The organism is Kribbella sp., assembly GCF_035687465.1.
Lineage (GTDB): Bacteria > Actinomycetota > Actinomycetes > Propionibacteriales > Kribbellaceae > Kribbella.
In genome coordinates this window covers 1-20087 of the sequence record NZ_DASRXP010000505.1, presented here as the reverse complement: position 1 = coordinate 20087, position 20087 = coordinate 1, and the positions used below count along the sequence as shown (strand labels likewise).

At 67.4% G+C, this 20087-nt stretch carries 22 protein-coding genes and 1 pseudogene; 9 read left to right on the top strand and 14 right to left on the bottom strand.

Annotation, left to right across the window (positions count from 1 at the left end):
• The first annotated feature begins 242 nt into the window (after nt 1-242).
• Complete coding sequence (fdhA, locus tag VFG33_RS26865) at nt 243-1457, top strand: formaldehyde dehydrogenase, glutathione-independent (RefSeq protein WP_325055741.1); 1215 nt, start codon at nt 243-245, stop codon at nt 1455-1457.
• A 124-nt stretch (nt 1458-1581) separates the two neighbouring features.
• Nucleotides 1582-1773: a hypothetical protein gene (locus tag VFG33_RS26860; RefSeq protein ID WP_325055740.1), complete on the top strand. Its 192-nt coding sequence runs from the start codon at nt 1582-1584 to the stop codon at nt 1771-1773.
• Between the two features lie 449 nt (nt 1774-2222).
• On the opposite strand, the gene VFG33_RS26855 is transcribed toward VFG33_RS26860, so the two are convergent.
• From VFG33_RS26855 to VFG33_RS26840, 4 genes are all read right to left on the bottom strand, one after another.
• Nucleotides 2223-3128 carry a carbohydrate ABC transporter permease gene (locus tag VFG33_RS26855; protein WP_325055739.1) on the bottom strand — a complete coding sequence of 302 codons (906 nt, stop codon included), beginning with the start codon at nt 3126-3128 and terminating at the stop codon, nt 2223-2225.
• On the bottom strand, nt 3121-4065 hold the full coding sequence (locus tag VFG33_RS26850; RefSeq protein ID WP_325055738.1) for a carbohydrate ABC transporter permease: 945 nt from the start codon (nt 4063-4065) through the stop codon (nt 3121-3123). Before VFG33_RS26850 ends, VFG33_RS26855 begins: the two co-directional genes overlap by 8 nt.
• Nucleotides 4062-5339 carry an extracellular solute-binding protein gene (locus VFG33_RS26845; RefSeq protein WP_325055737.1) on the bottom strand — a complete coding sequence of 426 codons (1278 nt, stop codon included), beginning with the start codon at nt 5337-5339 and terminating at the stop codon, nt 4062-4064. The genes VFG33_RS26850 and VFG33_RS26845 overlap by 4 nt, the downstream gene beginning before the upstream one ends.
• A 116-nt stretch (nt 5340-5455) precedes the next feature.
• Nucleotides 5456-6529, bottom strand: a complete 1074-nt coding sequence (locus VFG33_RS26840) for a substrate-binding domain-containing protein (RefSeq protein ID WP_325055736.1) — start codon at nt 6527-6529, stop codon at nt 5456-5458.
• A 79-nt stretch (nt 6530-6608) separates the two neighbouring features.
• Between VFG33_RS26840 and VFG33_RS26835 the strand changes: the two genes are divergently transcribed.
• From VFG33_RS26835 to VFG33_RS26825, 3 genes are all read left to right on the top strand, one after another.
• Entirely contained in the window at nt 6609-7238 is a 630-nt protein-coding gene (locus tag VFG33_RS26835; RefSeq protein WP_325055735.1) for a YesL family protein, read from the top strand.
• 58 nt (nt 7239-7296) lie between these two features.
• Complete coding sequence (locus tag VFG33_RS26830; RefSeq protein WP_325055734.1) at nt 7297-8787, top strand: DHA2 family efflux MFS transporter permease subunit; 1491 nt, start codon at nt 7297-7299, stop codon at nt 8785-8787.
• Between the two features lie 219 nt (nt 8788-9006).
• On the top strand, nt 9007-11532 hold the full coding sequence (locus VFG33_RS26825; RefSeq protein ID WP_325055733.1) for a Tex family protein: 2526 nt from the start codon (nt 9007-9009) through the stop codon (nt 11530-11532).
• Between the two features lie 18 nt (nt 11533-11550).
• Here the strand turns inward: VFG33_RS26825 and VFG33_RS26820 are convergent, their stop codons facing one another.
• Nucleotides 11551-11787, bottom strand: coding sequence for a heavy-metal-associated domain-containing protein (locus VFG33_RS26820; RefSeq protein ID WP_325055732.1), 237 nt, complete (start codon nt 11785-11787; stop codon nt 11551-11553).
• The gene (locus VFG33_RS26815) at nt 11784-12173 is read right to left on the bottom strand and encodes a nuclear transport factor 2 family protein (protein ID WP_325055731.1); all 390 of its coding nucleotides are present in this window, start codon (nt 12171-12173) and stop codon (nt 11784-11786) included. The genes VFG33_RS26820 and VFG33_RS26815 overlap by 4 nt, the downstream gene beginning before the upstream one ends.
• A 59-nt stretch (nt 12174-12232) precedes the next feature.
• On the opposite strand from VFG33_RS26815, the gene VFG33_RS26810 reads away from it, so the two are divergent.
• Nucleotides 12233-12802 carry a TetR/AcrR family transcriptional regulator gene (locus VFG33_RS26810; protein WP_325055730.1) on the top strand — a complete coding sequence of 190 codons (570 nt, stop codon included), beginning with the start codon at nt 12233-12235 and terminating at the stop codon, nt 12800-12802.
• 121 nt (nt 12803-12923) lie between these two features.
• Here VFG33_RS26810 and VFG33_RS26805 read toward each other — a convergent pair.
• Together VFG33_RS26805 and VFG33_RS26800 are read right to left on the bottom strand one after the other, a co-directional pair.
• Nucleotides 12924-13325, bottom strand: a pseudogene (locus VFG33_RS26805) (phosphotransferase); the annotation flags it as partial.
• Between the two features lie 53 nt (nt 13326-13378).
• A complete protein-coding gene (locus VFG33_RS26800; protein WP_325055729.1) occupies nt 13379-13795 on the bottom strand; it encodes a winged helix-turn-helix transcriptional regulator in 417 nt (138 codons plus the stop codon).
• 83 nt (nt 13796-13878) lie between these two features.
• Between VFG33_RS26800 and VFG33_RS26795 the strand changes: the two genes are divergently transcribed.
• Entirely contained in the window at nt 13879-15282 is a 1404-nt protein-coding gene (locus VFG33_RS26795; protein ID WP_325055728.1) for an MFS transporter, read from the top strand.
• Here VFG33_RS26795 and VFG33_RS26790 read toward each other — a convergent pair.
• On the bottom strand, nt 15248-16180 hold the full coding sequence (locus tag VFG33_RS26790) for a hypothetical protein (protein ID WP_325055727.1): 933 nt from the start codon (nt 16178-16180) through the stop codon (nt 15248-15250). The genes VFG33_RS26795 and VFG33_RS26790 overlap by 35 nt on opposite strands.
• Nucleotides 16173-16718, bottom strand: coding sequence for an RNA polymerase sigma factor (locus VFG33_RS26785; RefSeq protein WP_325055726.1), 546 nt, complete (start codon nt 16716-16718; stop codon nt 16173-16175). Before VFG33_RS26785 ends, VFG33_RS26790 begins: the two co-directional genes overlap by 8 nt.
• A gap of 339 nt (nt 16719-17057) precedes the next feature.
• Here VFG33_RS26785 and VFG33_RS26780 point away from each other — a divergent pair, with 339 nt between their 5' ends.
• Nucleotides 17058-17273: a hypothetical protein gene (locus tag VFG33_RS26780; protein WP_325055725.1), complete on the top strand. Its 216-nt coding sequence runs from the start codon at nt 17058-17060 to the stop codon at nt 17271-17273.
• Nucleotides 17270-17584 carry a hypothetical protein gene (locus VFG33_RS26775; protein WP_325055724.1) on the top strand — a complete coding sequence of 105 codons (315 nt, stop codon included), beginning with the start codon at nt 17270-17272 and terminating at the stop codon, nt 17582-17584. The genes VFG33_RS26780 and VFG33_RS26775 overlap by 4 nt, the downstream gene beginning before the upstream one ends.
• Nucleotides 17585-17748: 164 nt before the next feature.
• Here the strand turns inward: VFG33_RS26775 and VFG33_RS26770 are convergent, their stop codons facing one another.
• The 4 genes from VFG33_RS26770 to VFG33_RS26755 all read right to left on the bottom strand — a co-directional run.
• Nucleotides 17749-18516: a hypothetical protein gene (locus tag VFG33_RS26770; RefSeq protein WP_325055723.1), complete on the bottom strand. Its 768-nt coding sequence runs from the start codon at nt 18514-18516 to the stop codon at nt 17749-17751.
• Nucleotides 18509-18631 carry a hypothetical protein gene (locus VFG33_RS26765; protein ID WP_325055722.1) on the bottom strand — a complete coding sequence of 41 codons (123 nt, stop codon included), beginning with the start codon at nt 18629-18631 and terminating at the stop codon, nt 18509-18511. Before VFG33_RS26765 ends, VFG33_RS26770 begins: the two co-directional genes overlap by 8 nt.
• Before the next feature lie 311 nt (nt 18632-18942).
• A complete protein-coding gene (locus VFG33_RS26760) occupies nt 18943-19725 on the bottom strand; it encodes a methyltransferase domain-containing protein (RefSeq protein ID WP_325055721.1) in 783 nt (260 codons plus the stop codon).
• A gap of 178 nt (nt 19726-19903) precedes the next feature.
• On the bottom strand, nt 19904-20087 hold a 184-nt coding region (locus VFG33_RS26755; RefSeq protein WP_325055720.1), incomplete at its 5' end, for a hypothetical protein.

Genomic DNA, 20087 nt, shown 5'->3' with positions numbered 1-20087 from the left:
GCCGAACAGATGGCCAACCTGATCGTCCGCGGCCTGATCATCCGTTGACGGGCTCCGCGGGCGGGACTAGCGTCGTACGCAATCCCTGATCGGCGCCGGCCTCGCGAATCCACGCAGAGGTTGATGGCGTACGCGCGGATTCACCTGGACGGGGCAGGCGACGACCGCATCGCTTCCTTCACAGGGCGGTCGCGGCCCACGGCTTGAACAGCGACGGACCTTGTCGGAGAGGAGCAGTACTCGTGCCAGGCAACAGGGCGGTTATTTACAAGGGACCAGGCGATGTGGCGGTCGAGTCGATCGACTACCCGACCTTGGAACTCAAGGACGGTCCCGGGGTCAACCCCGCCAACGTGGGTCGGCAGGTCCCCCACGGGGCGATCCTCAAGGTCGTGGCCACCAACATCTGCGGCAGCGACCAGCACATGGTCCGCGGCCGGACCACGGCACCGCCGGGACTCGCTCTCGGCCACGAGATCACCGGTGAGGTGGCGGAGGTCGGCCGGGACGTCGAGTTCATCAAGGTCGGCGATCTCGTCTCGGTCCCGTTCAACATCGCCTGCGGACGATGCATCAACTGTAAGGAGGGCAAGACCGGGGTCTGCCTGAACGTCAACCCGGACCGGCCGGGATCGGCGTACGGGTATGTCGACATGGGCGGCTGGGTCGGCGGCCAGGCGGAGTACGCGCTGGTGCCGTATGCCGACTGGAACCTGCTGAAGTTCCCCGACAAGGACCAGGCGCTGGCGAAGATCCGCGACCTGGCGATGTTGGCGGACATCTTCCCGACCGGGTACCACGGCTGCGTCACCGCCGGCGTCGGGACTGGTTCCACCGTCTACATCGCCGGAGCCGGTCCGGTCGGGCTGGCCGCGGCCACCTCCGCCTTCCTCCTGGGTGCCGCCGTCGTGATCGTCGGCGACCTGCAGAAGGAGCGGCTGGAGCAGGCCCGCAGCTTCGGCTGCGAGACTGTCGACGTCGCGGCAGGCGAACCGAGGGACCAGGTCGAACAGATCCTCGGTGAACCAGAGGTCGACTGTGCCGTCGACGCGGTCGGCTTCGAGGCACACGGTCACGGCGACGACGCCAAGTCCGAGCGGCCGGCGACAGTACTGAACACGGTCATGGATGTCACCAGGGCCGGTGGTGCGGTCGGTATCCCCGGGCTCTACGTCACCGGAGACCCCGGCGCGAGCGACGACGCCGCGAAGACCGGTTCGCTGTCGATCCGGCTGGGCCTCGGCTGGGCGAAGTCCCTGGCCTTCACGACCGGGCAGTGCCCGGTGATGCGGTACAACCGCCAACTGATGATGGCAATCCTGAACGACCGTACGCAGATCGCGAAGAACGTGAACGCCACGGTCATCCCGCTGGACCAGGCGCCGCAGGGGTACGCCGACTTCGACAAGGGCGCGGCTCGCAAGTACGTGCTCGACCCGCACGGAATGATCAGGTAGACCGCGACCGGCGGGAGCGGGGCCATCCAGCCCGGCTCCCGCTGCTTCGCTGTGAAATACGTCGGTTACACCTCCTTGTCATACTGCTGGCGAGGGGGCCACACCGTCACGAGAGAGACTTCTCATGAGCAGTGACAGCAGGCTGGACCTCGAGTTCGCCTACACGACGTACGAGGACTCGTGCCGCGATCTGTATTCGCCGCACTACTTCTGCCGGCGGCCGCGCGGTCACGACGGCGTACACGCCGCAGGCTTCGGCTCGAGCCGGCTCCGCTGGGAGCACCAGCCGGACCACGCCCCGCACCTGCTGTCCTAGCCCTTTCGTCCCTCGATGACGAGGTACTGCGCGGGAAGCACCAGCCCGGATTCGCCTGAGGTGTTCCACCGCTCGAACAGCTTGATCAGGTCGTCGCGCAAGCCCGCCACCGCCCCTCCGCCTCAAGCGCCCTCCGGGCCAGTACGACTGGGCCGAACGAAACCGGTTGAATGCTCACGTAATGTCATGGGGTGAATTCAGCAGGTGACAGAAAGTCCGGCCATCGGGCCGGATGGCCGGAAATGCCGGAGGATTCAGCGAAAAGACCGGAGAAAAGGTGTAACGCGGCGCACAGTGTGACGATAAAAGGGTGAGCGGCCTGGCTGGGGGGCTTTGGCTGACGCTCCGGTGCTTCTTCGGGATCGCCGGTTTTGGAGGGGGCCCCAGCAGGTGCTCGCCCGGGGCGGGGTGAGCACCTGCGAAGGGGGCGCCTCAGTCCTCGATCTCCTTCAGCCCTTGATCCCCACGTGCGCCATTCCCTCGACGAAGCGCTTCTGGGCGAAGATGAACATCACGATCATCGGCAAGGTCGCCAGCGCCGTACCGGCCATCAGATACGGCCATTGCACTTCCGCCGGATTCTGCGCGAAGATCGCCAGCCCCAGTTGCAGCGGCCGCATCGAGTCCGATGTGGTGATCATCAGCGGCCAGAGGAAAGCGTTCCAAGCGGCCTCGATCTGGAAAACCGCGATGGTGATCAGAGCGGGTTTCACCAGTGGCGTCATGATCCGCGCGAAGATGCCGAACTCACCGAGGCCGTCGACCCGGGCGGCCTGGGCCAGTTCGTTCGGAACCGACACGTAGAACTGCCGGGCCAGGAAGGTGAACAACGGAGCCGCGCCCAGCGGGATGATCAGGCCCCACCAGGAGTTGAGCCAGCCGATCCCACCCTGACCGAGGATGTTGTTGCCACCGAAGAGCGGGATCGACTTCACGATCAGGAACAACGGGACCAGGATGATCTGGAACGGTACGAGCAGCAGGATGATGAAGTAGCTCAACAGTGCCTTCGACCCGCGGATCGGCAGTTTCGCCAGCGCGTACCCGGCCATCGTACAGACCGCCAGGGTGAAGGCGGTCTCGCCGACGGCGATGAAGAGGCTGTTGCGGAAGTACCGCAGGAACGGTGCCGTCTGCATCGCCTCGGTGAAGTTGCGCCAGCGCAGTTCGTCCGGCAGCCAGGAGAACTTGGCGATCTCGAGGTTGCTCTTGAACGCGGTCAGCACCATCCACAGGAACGGTGTGATCATCAGCAACGCGCCGATGCTGAGCGCGACGTACAACAGGATCCTGCCGATCCCCGGACCCGACGACTTCGTGCCGGCGATCGGGCCGGTCACCGTTGCGCTAGTCATTGACATCCGCCTTCTGGAGCAGGCGTCCGAGACCGATGAAGATCGCGATCAGGATCATCATGATCACCGTCTCGGCGGACGCGAAGCCGAGTCGGAGGTCCTGGAACGCGTTCGTGTAGATGTCGAGCACCAGCACCATCGTCTCGGTGCCGGGACCGCCGTCGGTCATCACGTAGACCAGGTCGAAGACCTGGAAGGTGCCGACGATCGTGGTGACGAGGACGAAGAACTGGACGGGACCCAGCGCCGGCCAGGTGATGTTCAGGAACCGCTGCCAGCGGTTCGCGCCGTCCAGCGACGCCGATTCGATCAGATCGCGGGAGACGCTCTGCAGGGCGGCCAGGTAGATGATGATCTTCGTGCCGAGTCCCTGCCAGATGCCGACCGCCATCAGCGACGGCAGCGCCGTGTCGGGGTTGGAAAGCCACTGGCTCGGCGCGAACCCGAACAAGCTCAGGAAGCCGTTGGCCAGACCTGATCCCGGGTTGTAGATCCACAGCCAGATAGTCGCGATGGCCACTGTGGCCGTCACCGTCGGCACGTAGAACGCCGTCCGGAAGAAGCCCAGCCCGCGGATCTTCTGGTTGAGGCCGAGCGCGATCACCAGAGAGATCACGATCGACACCGGGACCACCACGACGGCGTACAGCAGGGTGTTGACGAAGGCGGCGCGGAAGTTCGCGTCCCCGAAGAGCTCGCTGTAGTTCTCGAAACCGACCCAGGCCCACGAGTCGCCGAAGCTGTAGTCGGTGAAGCTGAGTGCGACCGCGAAGGCGACCGGGATGACCAGGAAGATCGCGGAATGCAGCAGCGCGGGTGCGAGCAGCATCCAGCCGGCCCGGACCTGACTGCGGATCAGCTTGCGGCTGTCCTTGGACGGAGGGACGCGACGAGCAGTCGCGATGGCAGCAGTGGGTCGTTCCAGCGTGGCGCTCATCGTGACTGTCCTGCCAGGTTGGCCAGCGTCTTGGCGGGATCCTTCTGACCGAGGACCGCCTGGGTGAGCTGGGTGTCGAAGTTGCCCCGCATCTCCAGCCAGTTCGCCGATCCGCCTTCGTAGATGGCGAGTTCGAGACCGCCGGCGACGAACTTGCTGAGCGGGTTCGACTGCGCCTGCGGGGAGTTGATCGCGTCCTTGTAGGCCGGGATCTTCTTGTTCAGCTTGGCGATCGCGTCGACCGCCGTCGGCTTGGTCAGGGACTGGATGAAGGTCCAGGCCGCGTCCTTGTGCCGGCTGCGGGAGCCGATCGAGGCCAGGTCGCCACCGACGAACTCGACCTCCTTGCCGCTGTCGAACCGGAAGAACTTCAGGTCGTCGCAGTTGGCCTGGCCGATGCCCTTGTCGGAGCAGTCGACGGCACCACCGGTGATGCCCATGGCCGCCTCACCCGTGTACACCAGCGGCTGCTGGGCGGCATTCTTCTGGCCGTAGACCTGGACGTTGTTGATCATCGACTTGATCCACTCCAACGTCTCCACACCCTTCGCGTTGCTGTAGTTCGGCTCGCCGTTGAGGTACAGCGGAGTACCGGTGGAGGCGAGCAGGGTCGTGTAGGTCTGCCGGAAGCTGGTCGGCGCGGCCAGGTCGAAGCCGGACCGGGTGATGGTGCCCTCGGCGTTCCGCTTGGTCAGCTTCTCGGCCGCCGCCTTCAGCTCGGTCATGTTCGTCGGCGGCTTGTCCGGGTCCAGCCCGGCCTCCTTGAAGGCGCTGATCCGGAGCGCGACGGCGCGGGCGTCGGCGACCACCGGGTAGGCGTAGAGCTTGTTGTCGTACATCGCGGCCGGAACCATCGCCCCGATGCTCTTGTCCTGGATCACCTCCGGCGTGACGCCGTACGGCGCGAGGTCGGCGAAGAGTCGCTTCGACGCGAAGGTCTGGACCCAGCCGACGCCGGTGACCATCACGTCGTAGGGGATGCCGGCCGCGATCGAGGTGGAGAGCTTCTCGTTCAGGTTCGTGTACGTCGCGTAGTCCGGCTCGACCTTCATCTTCGGATAGGTCTGCTGGAAGTCGGCGACCACCTTGGCGAACTCCTCGCGACCGGTGTTGCTGGCCGGGAAGGACGGGATCAGCACCCGCAGGGTGCCGGTCGCCTCGGCCGGCGGGACGCCGTCCGTGGATTTGTCGATCACCCCGTTGCCACAACTGCTGGCGGTCAGGCCGAGAACCGCGGCCAGCACCACCAGTCCACTCCGGGCACCACGTCTCACAGGGGAACTCCTTCGCTGCCGGGCGGTCCGCCGGCCAAGTCGTGACGACCGGACCACCGAGTGCAGCGAAAGTATGGGAAAGGGCTTTCCTCGTCAAGGCCTCATCGCTCGAATGATCAAATTCGATCAAGCATCGTTGCTCCACAGGAAGCGCGGATCCGCAGGTCTGGCAGCAGGCTCAGGTGCTGGACGGCAGCTGGGCGACCCGGGCCGGCCTTGAGCTTGCGGAGCAGGAGCTCGCAGGCGGTCTGGCCGAGCATCAGTTTGGGCGGGCAGACCGCCGTCAGCGGGACGGCGGCCAGCGAGGCGGTTTCGTCGTTGTACGCGATCACCGCCAGGTCATCGGGGATCCGCAGGCCGCGCTCCATCGCTCGTTCGACCAGCCGGGCGGCGTGCTCGTCGGAATGCACCAGTACTGCGCGCGCGCCGTACGCCTCGCACTCGGCCAGGAACGCGTCGTGCTGCGCGATCGTGTCCGGGTCCTCGCCGCGTGCTGGCAACACGACCGGGGAGATCAAGAGGTCGACGTCGAGCGTCTTGGCTGCCTGAGCGATGCCTTGCCGGAGCCAGTGCGCGGTGACGCTCGCGTTGAAGTTGACCCCGATCCGCCGGTGACCGAGCGAGACGAGGTGCCTGAGCGCCAGCATCGCGCCGTACGCGTGATCCGTGCGGACGTGGTCGTACTCGTGCCGGACGTGCGGGAACCCGAAGGCCCGCTCCATCAGCACCACCGGTACGTCGATGTCGTCCAGCCGCGGACCGAGTTCGTCGGCCCGGCCGTCCCCGAGTGCCGTGCTGATCAGCAGTCCGGCCACACCGATGCCGAGCACCTTCTCGAGCCGCTCCTGCTCCACGGCCACGTCGTAGCCGGAAACCCCGAGCACCAGGCGAGCGCCGTACCGGTCGGCCGTCGCCTCGGCACCGCGAATCACGTCGGTGTAGTAGAAGGTCGAGCTCGGTACGACGATGCCGATGGTGAGCTGACTCCCCGGTGCCGATCGGCCGGCCGGACTCGTGCCGACGGCACCACCGTGGACCCGGCGGAGCAGTCCGGCGGAATCCAGTTCGGCGAGATCCCGGCGTACTGTGATCGCGGAGACGCCGAGCTCGGCGGCCAGCTCGGCCACCCGGAGCCGGCCGTGACGGCGCAGGCTCCGCAGGATCAGCTCGTGACGCTCCGGTGCAAGCATGCGGTCCCCTGTGATCTGCGTGTGATTGTTTGTGATCATACGATCATTCCCGGGCTGTGATGAACCAGGAGGACGCGGTGTGAGTGAGGAAACCAGCCGGACCAACGTCGTGATGTCGAAGCTCTCGATGATCGGCGACCTGCTGATGCTGCAACTGGTCTTCCTGGTCCTCAGCATCGGCATCGTGACGCTGTTCCCCGCCTCGTTCGCGTTGCAGCGGGTGCTGCCCTACGCGATCGGCCAGGAGCACCCGGCCCTGATGCGGCGGTTCTGGAACGAGTTCAAGTGGGCCTTCCGCCGCTTCTGGCTGGCCGGCCTCGGCCTGTACTTCGGAGGCGTGGCGCTCGCCTTCGGGCTGCTCTTCTGGGCCTCCACCGACGGCCCCATCCGGATCGCCGCCCTGGCAGTCCTGATTCCGCTGACCGGGATGATCGTCGGCCTCTACCTGAGCGCCCTCGCCGTCCTTCCGGATGCCGCGACGGACATCACCACGCGCGGTCTTTTCCGCGCGGCCAACCTCTTCCTGCTCCGCCGCTCCCTCGCGATCGCAGGCGGGGTCATCGCCCTCGCTACCTGGTACCTGCTGCTCGCACGACTGCCGACCCTGTTCGTGATCGGCTCCGGACTGGTCCCGGCGCTGCTCGTCTACTGGATCGCCCGCACCAGGACCACTCGTCCGAAAAAAGATCCGGGCAGCCTGTCAAAATGAGCCCCTCTGGTCCGACGTAAGGGTGTAAGGCCCACCAAGGACCAGAAGGAGAACCCCGATGTACGCGACGACCGAAACCCTGGCGACGACGCCGGCCACGCAGGGCGGCCGCTCGCGCTGGCTGGCTCTCTATGTTCTCTGCGCCGGCATGTTGATGATCGTGCTCGATGTGACCGTGGTGAACGTGGCGCTTCCCGCCATGCAGGATGACCTCGGCTTCACCAGCTCCAGCCTCGCCTGGGTGGTGAACGCGTACATGATCGCGTTCGGCGGGCTGCTCCTGCTGGCCGGCCGCCTCGGCGACCTGATCGGCCGCCGGACCATCTTCCTCAGCGGACTGGCGCTGTTCACCGCCGCTTCCGTGCTCTGCGGCCTGGCCGGCAGCCAGGAGGTGCTGGTCGTGGCCCGCTTCATCCAGGGCGTCGGCGGCGCGCTCACCTCCGCGGTGATCCTCGGCATGATCGTGACGCTGTTCCCGGAACCGCGGGAGCAGGCGAAGGCCATCGGCGTCTACGCGTTCGTCGCCTCGGCCGGCGGTTCGATCGGCCTGCTCGCCGGGGGCGTGCTCACCCAGGCGATCAACTGGCACTGGATCTTCTTCGTCAACGTCCCGATCGGCGCGCTGACCGCCTTCCTGGCCGTCAAGCTGATCGAGAAGGACAAGGGCCTCGGGCTCGGACGCGGGACCGACGTGCCGGGCGCGATCCTGATCACCGGCGCCCTGATGGTCGGGGTGTTCACCATCGTCAAACCCGCCGCGGAACTCGGCTGGACCTCCGGCCGGACCATCGCGCTGAGCCTGCTGACGCTGACCCTGCTGGCCTGCTTCATCGTCCGCGAGGCGACCGCGTCCAACCCGCTGGTCCCGCTGCGCATCTTCAGGTCGCGCACCCTGACCGGGGCGAACCTGATCCAGGCATTGTCCGCTTCGGGAATGTTCGGCATCTTCTTCCTCGGCTCGCTGTACCTGGAGCGCGTGCTCGGCTACTCCGCGCTGGAGATCGGGCTGGCCTTCCTGCCGACCACGGTCCTGATGGGTGTGCTGTCGGTCCGCTACTCGGAGAAGCTGATCACCCGGTTCGGTCCTCGCCGGCCGCTGATCGTCGGGCTGGTGCTGATCACGGCCGGCCTGGCGCTGTTCACCCAGGCACCGGTCGGCGGCAACTACTTCATCCACGTGCTCCCGGTGCTGACGCTGCTCGGACTGGGCGCCGGTGTGTGCTTCCCGGCCCTGATGGGCCTGGCGATGGCCGACGTCAAGCCCGAGGACGCGGGTCTGGCCTCCGGTCTGACCGGTACCACCGCTCAGGTAGGAGCCGCACTGGGCCTGGCCGTCCTGGCCACGCTCTCCGCGACTCGCACCGAGAGCCTGGCGGCGGCCGGCAAGTCCACCGCGGCCGCGCTGACCGGCGGCTTCCACCTGTCGTTCGGGATCGCCGCCGTCATCGTCGCCGCCGCGGTCGTGATTGCCTGCACGGTGATGCGGCCGGCTCGCAAGACCGCTCCGGAGGTCGCCGAGGACGACGAACTCGCGCTCGACGCCGCCTGATCTGTACTGCGCAATTCCCGCGCCCCGCCGGTACGACGTATCGGCGGGGCGCTGGCGTTCGTCGTACCGGCGAGGCTTTTCGGCGGACGGGATTCGGGATGGTTGTCCACAGGGTGGGGGCTGTGGTCGTCGGGTGTCGGGTGGATAGGGAAGGATGTGGTTGCGACGGGCGAGCGGCGGAATGCTGGTCCGTCAGTTGACTCAGAGGGGACACGGGACGTGGTTTTGCAGTCGGTCGAGCAGAGGATCGCCGAGGAGCTCGAAGTCGGCGTGGGACAGGTCCGGGCAGCTGTCGGGCTGCTGGACGAGGGCTCGACGGTTCCGTTCATCGCGCGGTACCGCAAGGAGGTCACCGGCGAGCTCGACGACGCGCAGTTGCGCACGCTCGAGGAGCGGTTGCGGTACCTGCGCGAGCTCGAGGAGCGGCGGCAGACCGTGCTCGACTCGATCGAGAGCCAGGGCAAGCTGGACGATGCCCTGAAGGCCTCGATCCTGGCGGCCGAGACCAAGTCGCGGCTGGAGGACATCTACCTGCCGTTCAAGCCGAAGCGGCGGACCAAGGCGATGATCGCCCGCGAGGCCGGGCTGGAGCCACTGGCGGACGGGCTGCTGTCCGACCCGACGGTGCCGCCGCTGGCCGCGGCCACCGTGTTCGTGAACGCCGACGTCGGCGTGGAAGATCCGCAGGCTGCGCTGGACGGTGCCTGGGCGATCCTGGTCGAGCGGTTCGCGGAGGACGCGGACCTGATCGGCGAGCTGCGGGAGCGGGTGTGGACCCGCGGCCGGCTGGCCTCGGCCGTTCGCGAGGGCAAGGAGACCGACGGCGCGAAGTTCTCGGACTACTTCGACTTCGACGAGCCGTTCACGAAGATGCCGTCGCACCGGATCCTGGCGATGTTCCGCGGCGAGAAGGAGGACGTGCTCTCGCTGACCGTCGAGCCCGAGCCCGCCGGGGTCGAGGTCGAGGGACCGACGGAGTACGAGGCGACCATCGCGCGGAAGGTCGGCGTCGAGAACCAGGGGCGTCCGGCCGACCAGTGGCTGGTGGAGACGGTCCGCTGGGCCTGGCGGACGAAGATCCTGGTGCACCTCGGCATCGACCTGCGGATGCGGCTGCGGCAGGCCGCCGAGGACGAGGCTGTGCGGGTGTTCGCGGCCAACCTGCGGGATCTGCTGCTGGCCGCTCCGGCCGGAACTCGCGCCACGATGGGGCTCGACCCGGGCTTCCGGACCGGCGTGAAGGTCGCCGTCGTCGACGCCACTGGCAAGGTCGTGGCGACGGGTGTGATCTATCCGCACGTGCCGCAGAACCAATGGGACAAGTCGATCGCACAGCTTGCTCAGCTTGCCGCCGCACACCAGGTCGATTTGATTGCCATCGGCAACGGGACGGCGTCGCGGGAGACGGACAAGCTGGCTGCCGAGCTGATCGCGAAGCACCCGGAGCTCTCGCTGACGAAGGCGGTCGTGTCCGAGGCGGGCGCATCTGTCTACTCGGCTTCGGCGTTCGCTTCGCAGGAGCTGCCGGGGATGGACGTGTCGCTGCGCGGCGCGGTGTCGATCGCGCGGCGACTGCAGGACCCGCTGGCCGAGCTGGTGAAGATCGACCCGAAGTCGATCGGCGTCGGGCAGTACCAGCACGACCTCCCGGAGAACTCGCTGTCCCGTTCGCTCGACGCGGTGGTCGAGGACTGCGTGAACGCGGTCGGCGTGGATCTGAACACCGCGTCGGCGCCGCTGCTCACCCGGGTCTCGGGGATCACGCCGGGCCTGGCGGACAACATCGTCGTGCACCGCGACCAGAACGGTCCGTTCACCTCGCGCTCCTCGTTGAAGGAGGTGCCGCGGCTGGGGCCGAAGGCATTCGAGCAGGCGGCCGGGTTCCTCCGGATCCCCGACGGTGACGACCCGCTGGACTCGTCCAGCGTGCACCCGGAGGCGTATCCGGTGGTGCGGCGGATCCTCGACTCGACCGGCTCGGATCTGAAGGCGCTGATCGGTTCGCCGGCGCTGAAGTCGCTGAAGGCGGCCGAGTTCGTCGACGACATGTTCGGGCTGCCGACCGTGACGGACATCCTGGCCGAGCTGGAGAAGCCCGGGCGCGACCCGCGGCCGGCGTTCAAGACCGCAACCTTCGCCGAAGGTGTGGAAAAGATCGCCGACCTCAAGCCGGGGATGCTGCTGGAGGGCCAGGTCACCAACGTGGCGGCGTTCGGGGCGTTCATCGACGTGGGGGTCCACCAGGACGGGCTGGCGCATGTGTCGGCGCTGTCGAAGACCTACGTCAAAGACCCGCGCGAGGTGGTCAAGCCGGGCGACATCGTCAGGGTCAAGGTCCTCGAGGTCGACATCCCGCGGAAGCGGATCTCCCTGACGCTGCGACTGGACGACGAGCCCGGCGCCCCGACCTCAGGCGGCCGCTCCGGCGAAGGACGTTCGGCCCGCGCCGGCGAACAGCGCGGCCCGGGTGGCGGCGGCGGTCAGGGCCGCGGAGACGGCCAGGGTCGTGGAGACGGTCAGGGTCGTGGTCCGGGCGGTCAGGGCGGCGGTCGCGGTCCGGGCGGCGGACAAGGACGCGGCCCCGGCGGCGGTGGGAACCGCGGCGGCGGCCAGGGTGGCGGCGGTAAGGGCGGCCGTGGCGGTCAGGGCGCGGGCAACTCCCAGGGCGGCAAGAAGGCCGAGACCCCGATGGACGAAGGCTCCCTCGCCGAAGCCTTCCGCAAAGCAGGCTTCACCGTCCGCTGAGGACACGAGCGACACACCTCAGGCACCGGGCGGGACGGCGCTCTTGCCGTCCCGCCCGAGTTCATACCCGGCCCCTTCCACCGCTCCGCGGAGCTGCGCCGCCAAAAGCTCGCGTTCGCTGGTTACCGTGACCAGGCCGGTCGGCAGATCCACGTCGACCGCAGTCACGCCAGCCAGCTTGTCGAGCTCGTCACTCACAAATCCGACACAGTGCGCACAGGTCATCCCCAGAACGTGGAACGTCTGCGTGCTCACGCGTGTCCACCTGCGCGAGTGAGTTGCGTAGTACGGTGCAGCCGGCCGTCTGGAGCCAGTTCACCGAAGAGGTAGACCTCGGTGGCCACCTTCTGGCCCTTGCGCATCTCGGCGTGGATCGTGAAGCGGGCAGCGAGTCTGTCACCCGTCCGGTGCGCCTCATGCACCTCGAACCGCCAGCTGACCAGGTTCTTCCGGACCGGTCGCAAGTGGGCGATCAGCTTCTCCCTGTCGAGTTCGATGCCGTCCGCGACCTGCACGATGTCGGGCGTGCAATACCGGTCCACGACATCGGCCGCTTCCTCGTCGCCTGCCATCGCATCCCGCGTGAACGAGGTGTAGAACTCCTCGACGAATCTCTCGGCGGCCAGGTCGACAGTCATCATGCCTCCAGTTATCTTTGACGATGGTGTCAAAGGTAAGCCGTCACGCTATTCTTGACAAGGTGTCTGATCTAACGCAGGGCTCGACGGAACGGAAGCGACGCCGACGCTCGGACGCCCACCGCAGCCGGAGCGCCATCCTGGCGGCGACCATCACGGTGCTCGGCGAGGACCCCGACACGAGCGTGGAGGGCATCGCCTCGGCCGCGGGCGTCACCAGGCAGACCGTGTACGCGCACTTTCCCTCGCGCGATGCCTTGCTGAGGGCCGTCGCGGATCACCTGACGGCCGAGGCCCTCCAGATTTGCGGCGACCTCGATCTCGAGAGCGGCTCGGCGACCGACGCCTTGTTCCTGTTGCTCGACACTGGCCGGACGTTCTTCGACCGTCACCCGGTCAAGCTCTATCCGGCGGCCGCGACCGGCGACGCTGAACGGCACGAGCCCGTCGTCGAACTACTCACCCGGATCATCCGCCGCGGCCAGACCACCGGGGAGTTCACCCGGGAGCTCCCACTCCCCTGGCTGGTGACGTCGACCATCGCCTTGTCGCACGCCGCGGCCGACCTTCCCCCAAGCAAGGCAGCCAGCACCCTCCGCAGCACCCTCCTCCGCCTCCTCGCCACCCACTGACCGGACCCGCAGCACTCACCAACCGCGCTCACCGAGGCTCTGCGGGCGGCTACAGGTTGACGGCGCGAGCGACGGCGCCGGTTGGTGAGTGCTGCGGGTCCGGCTGAACAGCGCCCGGCGGTCAGTCCGCGAGGTGGGCTGCCAGGGTTGCGTGGTGGAGCTGGGTCCAGGCGATGGAGGCGAGGATCTCCGCGTGCTTGGCCGCCGAGAACGGGTCGGGTTGGGCAGCGCGGAAGTTGAGGATTCGGTGTTGTTGGCGGTCCAGAGCTGCCAGGAGTTCTGAGCGGACCCTGTAGCCGAGTTGCTCGTCACCGGTCGCGTAGGCGTTGCAGAAATGGCGCATACGGTGGGTCTGGATCCCGGCTGGGGCTGAGGAGCTGCCAAGGTTCAGGAAGGTCCAGAGGAGGTAGGCGATGTCGTCGGCGCGGGGGCCGGGGGTGGCGTCGTCGAAGTCGATGACGGCTACTGGGGTGCCGGAGCGCAGGATGGTGTTCCAGGGGGCCAGGTCGTTGTGGCACACAGTTTCGGCAGACCCGGACTCGGGTGTACCGGCTCCTCAGGTGGCCCTGGCGACATTCAGACGACGGGTTCGCGGGCGTCGTAGGTGGCTCGGGCGGTGGCTACTTCTGACTGGTGGGTTTCGGTCCAGGTGACGAGGGACTGAATGGTGTCGTGCAGGGTGACGCCTAGCGGGGTCAGCTCGTAGTCGACCCGCGGGGGCACGACCGGGTGGACCGTGCGGCGGACCAGGCCGTCGCGTTCCAGTTGGCGAAGGGTGACGGTGAGCATCCGCTGGCTGATGCCGTCGATGGTCTTCTTCAGCTCGGTGAAGCGCAGTTTGCGGTTGTCGAGCAGCGCGATCACCAGCAACGACCACTTGTCGCCGATCCGGTCCAGGATCTGCCGGACCTCACAGTCCTCCCGCGTGTCCCACTGGAACGCGTCCTCGGTGCAGCAGGAGTTACTCGGTTCCTTGAAAGTGCCTTCTTCCATAATTCCTCATGGTTCCTCACGATGGAGTCAGTTACAAGAGATAACCGACCCCACTTCGAAGAACCACCAGAGGAGCTTCACCCGTGGCCACCACCGTGACCCAGGAACGCCTCACCGGCCGGGCCTGGGCTGTTCTGCTCGTACTCTGCGGCGCGATCTTCCTGGAGGGCATCGACGTCTCGATGATGGGCGTCGCGCTGCCGTCCATCCGGGCCGAACTCGGCCTGTCCACCACCGAACTGCAGTGGGTCGTCAGCGCCTACCTGCTCAGCTACGGCGGCTTCGTACTGCTGGGCGGCCGCGCGGCCGACCTGCTCGGCCGGCGCCGGATGTTCATCGGCTGGCTGGTCGTGTTCCTGCTGTTCTCCGGCCTGGGCGGCTTCGCGAACGAGGGCTGGGTGCTGATCGTGGCTCGTTTCGTCACCGGCATCGCCGCCGCCTTCATGACCCCGGCCGGCCTGTCCATCATCACGACCACCTACCCCGAAGGCCCGCAGCGCAACAAGGCCCTGCTCGTGTACGCCGGGACCGCGGGCGCCGGGTTCTCCCTCGGGATGGTGGCCGGTGGTCTCCTGACAGCGATCGACTGGCGCTGGGTCTTCTTCGCTCCGGTGGTGCTGGCCGCGATCATCCTGGTCGGGGCGCTCGCGTTGATCCCACGCGAAGCCAACCCGGCGCTGACCAGGACGGGATTCGACCTCACCGGGGCGTTGACGTTGACCGGAGCGATGCTGCTCCTGGTGGCCACAGTCGTCCGCGCGCCCGACGTACAGGCTGGTCAGACTCTTGCCACGGTGGTCGGCGGACTGGCGTTGTTCGGCTTGTTCCTGCTGGTCGAGCGGCGGGCGGCCGCGCCCTTGGTGCGCTTCGGGTTGTTCCGGAGTGCGTCGTTGGTCCGGGCGAATCTCGGGGCGATCCTGCTGGTCGGGTCGTTCGTCGGATTCCAGTTCGTGACGGTTCTTTATCTGCAGGAGTTGCGGCACTGGTCGGAGTTCGAGACCGGACTCGCGTTGATGGTGCTCGGTCTCGATGCGATTCTCTCGCCTCTCCTGACGCCGTGGCTGGTGGAGCGTTTCGGCAACGGGCGGGTGATGTTCGGCGGGTTCGTGTTCGCGGCGGCCGGTTATGCGTTGTTCCTGCCGCTCGGAGCGGATTGGACGTATGCCGCGATGCTGCCGACCTTCCTCCTGCTGAGTTTGGCGTTCTCCTTTGCCTATGGACCGTTGACGATCGCGGCGACCGACGGCGTCGCCGAAGAGGAACAAGGGCTGGCCGGCGGGGTACTGACCACCTCGTTCCAATTCGGCTCCGCGCTCGGTCTTGCCGTTGTCGCCGCCATGCTGGCGACCGCGGACGAGCTGACCCTGGACGGCTTCCGTACTGCGCTCCTGGTGCCGCTCGTCGCGGCCGTACTGGGGCTCGCCGCAACCGCGCCTGGCTTGAAGAAGCGAACTACTTCGGCAGCGCCGGCAGGTAATCCCGGCTGAGATAGGAGGTGTAGCTGATGACCGAGGGAATCGGCACGTTCAACTTGCCGGCGTCCTCGGTCAGCATCTCCTCCCTCCCGAGCACCACGCCGGTCTTCACATCGAAGATGACCGTCTTCTTCGACGGGAGGCCGCCGCCGTCGCTGACCAACGAGAAGGCGACGCCGCGGCGGCCGAAGCGATCGACCACCGTCCCGTCGGCCGTGATGCCGGGCTGGTCCGCGAGGAGCGTCATCAGCGCGGCCCTGAGCTTCGGGCCCGGGTTCGCCTCCGCCTGCAGGTCCCCGAGCGCGGCGAGGAACGAATCAGGGCTGTTGCCGGGGTGCGCATAAGCCAACTGGTTCTTCAGTACGGCCGGGTCTGCCGACAATTCGTTCGGCCAGTAGACCCCGATGGGATCACCGAGCTGCCCGTCCTGCAGGCTCCGGATCTGCCTGTCCACGACGTACGCCGTCGCAGCCTGCGGCTCGATGTAGGACTCGGTCATGTCACCGCTGACCAGGTACCAGCCCTTGGTGGTCAGTCGCAGTACCGGGCCGCTCGGCACCTCGGCCGGCAGCGCGCGAACCCGGGCGGCAAAGTCCAGCAGTTGCTCCTTCGCGGGCCGCTTGTCCTGCGGCGTGTACTTCAGCAGCGGCGGCGTCCCCGCGTGGGCTGTCCCGGGCCCACCCTCTTCTGAACTACCCGCCCACGGCTGCGCCACCAGTACGACGACCACCAGCGCCCCGGCCAGTCCGGTCATCGCCAGCCGCCCGTACGTCGCCCGCTTCCCCCGGCGGCGCGTGGTCCCGACAATCTTCCGCAGGTCGTCATACGCCTGCGCATCGAGCTGGTCATCCACCTGCCCGCGAGCGGGATCTGCCGCCTGCAGCAACTCCTTGATCTGCTGGTCAGTCATCGCCTTCCCCTTTCCGCACAGCCAGTACGCCGACCGCGGGCGCAGCCTGGTCCTTCAACAACTCCCCCAACTTCCGGCGGGCCCGATGGACCCGCACCTTGAAGGTGTTCGGCGAGCAGCCGGTGATCCGTGCGCCGGCAGCCAGGTCCACGCCCTCCCACTCGACCAGCAGCAGCGCTTCCTGGTCCTTCGGTGACAGCCGGCCGAGCGCGGCCCGCACGTCGAGCACCGCGTCGACCGCGCCCATCGGGTCGAGCTGGCCGGCCACACCGACGGCGATCACCGAGCTGACCCGTTGGGTCAGCGCCGAGCGACGCTTCTCCGAGCGCAGGAGATTCGCCGTCACCTTGCGGGCGGTCCCGTACAGCCAGGGGAGTTCCTCGTCCTCGGCCAACTCGATCCGCCGGCGCCACAGCACCAGGAACACCTCGGCCGCGACCTCCCTGGCGGACTCCGGGCCCACCCGGCGAACGCCGTACGCGTAGATCGCCGGATATCTGCGTCGGTAGAGCTCCGCGAAGTCTCTCTCGTCCCGCACCCGACCCCCCTCGTGGTGTCTCGGGGGCCCTTTCCGGGCCCCTCTGAATCGCTCTGTGTCCGGCTGACCCCCAAGGGTTACCAGGAAGTCCTACTTTTCCACCCAGCCGGAAAGGAGGGCCTGTTCGAATCGTTATTTGAAAATCCCTGCAAACATTCTTGACAGTCGAAAACAGGCCTCTCACCGGAACCGGTCCCGACCGCTCTGACCAGCGGTTTCACCGTTGTAACGGGAGCAGCGTAAGGCCTCTGTAAAGGTCCCTGCCGGTCCATTCCGGTAACCGGCTTTTTGCGGTGTCCTTTACTTAAGCAAGCCGCCCTGAGCTGAAGGATCCCCCTCATGACCGAGTCGCTCGACATGCCCGCAGAGCACCGCCGGGTGCGGGTCTGGTTCGGCGGCCACCCGATCGCGGATCACACCGCGGCCGCGGACCAGGCAGCGCAGTACGAAGAGGCCATGCGCCGCCGGTTCGCCTGCCTCCGCGTGACCAGCGAGCCCGTAGTGGCGATCGCCGAGCCCGTGCTCGCGATGACCGCGCCGGAGCGCTCGCGATGACCACCCGCCCGACGTTGCTCGGCTACGTTCGCGCCGACGCGCTGAGCTGCGCGGAGGAACTCGCGGCAGCGACCGACGAACTGGTCGCCTTCGCCAGCGCGGAGGGATTCACCCTCGGCACCGTCTACACCGAGCGCGACGCCGCCGAGTCCGCCGCGTTCCACGCGCTGCTGGACGAGGCGAAGCGGACGGATATCCGCGCGGTCGTAGTACCGACTCTGCAGCACCTCGGCGCAGTCGGAACGCCGGCGGCGCTGCAGCAGCAACTCGAATTCCATCAGGCCCACGTGTGGGCGGCCGGCACGAGATAACCCCCCAGCAAGCGGAGCTGACGTCTTGACCCCTGCATCGGCGTCGGTTCCGCTCTCCACCTCCACAGCTGCACCGGTCAGACCCGGGTGGTAGTGGACCAATCAAGGCCCCACCGGCTGCTACCGGTGGGGCCTTGTCGTTGGTCAGCCAGCTGAAGATTGCCTCAAGCAATGATCGTGTAGCCGTATTTCTTCATCACCGCGGCGGTGGCGGCATTGAAGACGCCGGTGACCGGCAGTTTGAAGCGCTGCTGGATCTTCTTCGTCATTTGCTGGAAGTGCAGGTGCCAAGGAACTCCGGCCGGTGGCCGCGTCTCCGCCCTCGAGATCGCCGCGATCTTCGGGTGCGCCGCCCAGGCCAGCACCTGCGCCCGGTCCGCACCCCAGACTCCGCTCATCGCGTCATGCTTGCGCGCGTATTCCATCGCACCGAGCGAGATCGTGGTGTTCGGCACCGGTGGCGGCTTCGCACCCGGTGCGGCCGGGTGGTATTTCAGATAGATCTCCCACGTCATTCCGTAGTACCCGGGCGGCCCGTCATCCTTGCCCCGGTTCGCCAGCCCGTTCTTGAGCCGCCTGTACTCCGCGATCTGGTGAGCCGCACCCCGGGACAGATCCTTGTCCCCGGCAGCGATCGCGTGCACGTGGTACGGCCATTTGCCCTGAGCCGGAGTCCGCAACCAGGCGGCGAACCCGACCTGCCGCAACGCCAGCACGACCGCCTTGCGCTGCGCCGCGGTCAACGCGGCGGCGGCCACATCGACCGCGCCCCCGCCGTCGTGCGTCCCGGCGGACGCGGTCACGCCGCCCTTGTTGTACGAACCCTGCATGATCGTGAACTGGAGCTTGGCCAGCTTCTCCGCGGCCTGGACCATCGCCACGGTCCGCTGGTTCAGCTGCTCGCCCCGCCAGACAACCCTTGTCTCAGGCATCTATTCCTCCGAGGATCTTCGCCGCGTCCTCCGCGGCGCCGAGCGCTTCCAGCTCGTCCAGATCCTCCTCGGTCAGCTCGTCCTCGAGAATCTCGTCGTAGACGTCCGCCATCATCTCCCCTTCCCCCACAGCCCGTCCGCGACCTCCCCCGGCCACGGAACCGTTCTCCAGGTTAGGGCGAGGCGGTGTCAGCGTCCACGATCATCCGGCCGCGAGCGTATGAGGAACGTCAAGTTTTCGCTGGCACCGGGGTGTGAGGGTGAGCGACTGGGGTACCTGTGGGAGTGTCCCGCGGTTCGGTCGGCCCCATTCGGGCATGGGTGGAGCTCACCGAGCCGCGAGTTCTCCCACTGAGGGGCGGGAGAACGACCGAAGGCGGCGCGGGCGTATCCCACGATGCGCCCGCCCCCTGGCTCAGGAGCGGGTCAGAGAGCCGAGGCGACGAAGAGGTAGCGGTTCAGGCTGAAGAAGTAGCTGTCGCCCAGGCCGCGGAGATCGTCCGCCCAGGCCTGCGCTTCCGCTTCGGTGACGCCGGCCCGACCGGGCACGAAGGCGGCCACGATGTCGATCAGCCCGGCGCTGTAGGTGCGGGGATCGAAGCCCGCGTTCAGCATCGGGACCACTTGCAGATGGGTTCGGGTGAACCCGGCCTTACCCAGCATGTCCCCGAAGGTGCGGGGCAGGTGTGGATCCTCCAGATGTTCCTCGAAGGCCGTCAGCACCCGGGTCATCCGGGTGTCGTCACTGGATCGCCAGACGATCGAACCCCAGTCGGTGTCCAGCACGACCACGCGGCCGGCAGGCCGTAGTACGCGCCGGATCTCGTCGAGGGCCCCCGGCACGTCGTCAAGGTACTCGAACACCTGGGTGGAGACCGCGACGTCGAAGCTCTCGGCGCCGTGCGGGAGCCGCGCCGCCGACGCGAGCTCCAGCTCGATCTCCGGCCCACCCGGCACCTTCGACCGGGTGCCGGCGATCCCCAGCATGCTGTCGCTGATATCGATACCACAAACCCGCCCTTCAGGCCCGACCTCGGCCGCCATCTCCGCCGCCAGCAGTCCCGGCCCTACTCCCACGTCGAGGACCCGGTCGCCGGGCCGCAGCGCCAGCGAGGTCCGGACGACCCGGCGCTGCTCGATCACGTCAGGCGTCGTGTAGACCGACTCGATCTGCCGCGACACCTCCGGATCGAACTGCAGATTGCTCATTCCACTCACCTTTCCGACACACGTGCTCCACATCATGGTCCGCACGGACGCATTTCCGGGAGGGCCTGGCCGAGGGTGTTCGAATCTGCCCCGGGCAGCCCCGATCCCGCTCCTGAACGAATGCTGGCGGTGACGCCGCGTAAGGAGGAGAATCCCGAGGGGACCGGACTCTGGGGGGTCAGGCCTTGCGGACTGGGGAGGGGATCGGATGACGTCCGTCGTGGTTCGCGGCGCTCGGAGGTCTGCTGGCCACGCCATCGGTGCTTTCGGCAATGATCGAGACAGTGCGCGGCTGGTTCAGGACTGGTTGCGGCGTCGTGGAGGCACGGACAGTGACGGGGGCGCGTAGGGCGCTGGTCGTC

Bases quoted from the DNA above. Each gene is read 5' to 3' on its own strand.
- VFG33_RS26860 (WP_325055740.1), top strand. From the start codon at position 1,582: ATGAGCAGTGACAGCAGGCTGGACCTCGAGTTCGCCTACACGACGTAC.
- VFG33_RS26855 (WP_325055739.1), bottom strand. From the start codon at position 3,128: ATGACTAGCGCAACGGTGACCGGCCCGATCGCCGGCACGAAGTCGTCG.
- VFG33_RS26850 (WP_325055738.1), bottom strand. From the start codon at position 4,065: ATGAGCGCCACGCTGGAACGACCCACTGCTGCCATCGCGACTGCTCGT.
- VFG33_RS26840 (WP_325055736.1), bottom strand. From the start codon at position 6,529: ATGCTTGCACCGGAGCGTCACGAGCTGATCCTGCGGAGCCTGCGCCGT.
- VFG33_RS26830 (WP_325055734.1), top strand. From the start codon at position 7,297: ATGTACGCGACGACCGAAACCCTGGCGACGACGCCGGCCACGCAGGGC.
- VFG33_RS26815 (WP_325055731.1), bottom strand. From the start codon at position 12,173: ATGATGACTGTCGACCTGGCCGCCGAGAGATTCGTCGAGGAGTTCTAC.
- VFG33_RS26800 (WP_325055729.1), bottom strand. From the start codon at position 13,795: ATGGAAGAAGGCACTTTCAAGGAACCGAGTAACTCCTGCTGCACCGAG.
- VFG33_RS26790 (WP_325055727.1), bottom strand. From the start codon at position 16,180: ATGACTGACCAGCAGATCAAGGAGTTGCTGCAGGCGGCAGATCCCGCT.
- VFG33_RS26780 (WP_325055725.1), top strand. From the start codon at position 17,058: ATGACCGAGTCGCTCGACATGCCCGCAGAGCACCGCCGGGTGCGGGTC.
- VFG33_RS26775 (WP_325055724.1), top strand. From the start codon at position 17,270: ATGACCACCCGCCCGACGTTGCTCGGCTACGTTCGCGCCGACGCGCTG.
- VFG33_RS26770 (WP_325055723.1), bottom strand. From the start codon at position 18,516: ATGCCTGAGACAAGGGTTGTCTGGCGGGGCGAGCAGCTGAACCAGCGG.
- VFG33_RS26765 (WP_325055722.1), bottom strand. From the start codon at position 18,631: ATGATGGCGGACGTCTACGACGAGATTCTCGAGGACGAGCTGACCGAG.
- VFG33_RS26760 (WP_325055721.1), bottom strand. From the start codon at position 19,725: ATGAGCAATCTGCAGTTCGATCCGGAGGTGTCGCGGCAGATCGAGTCG.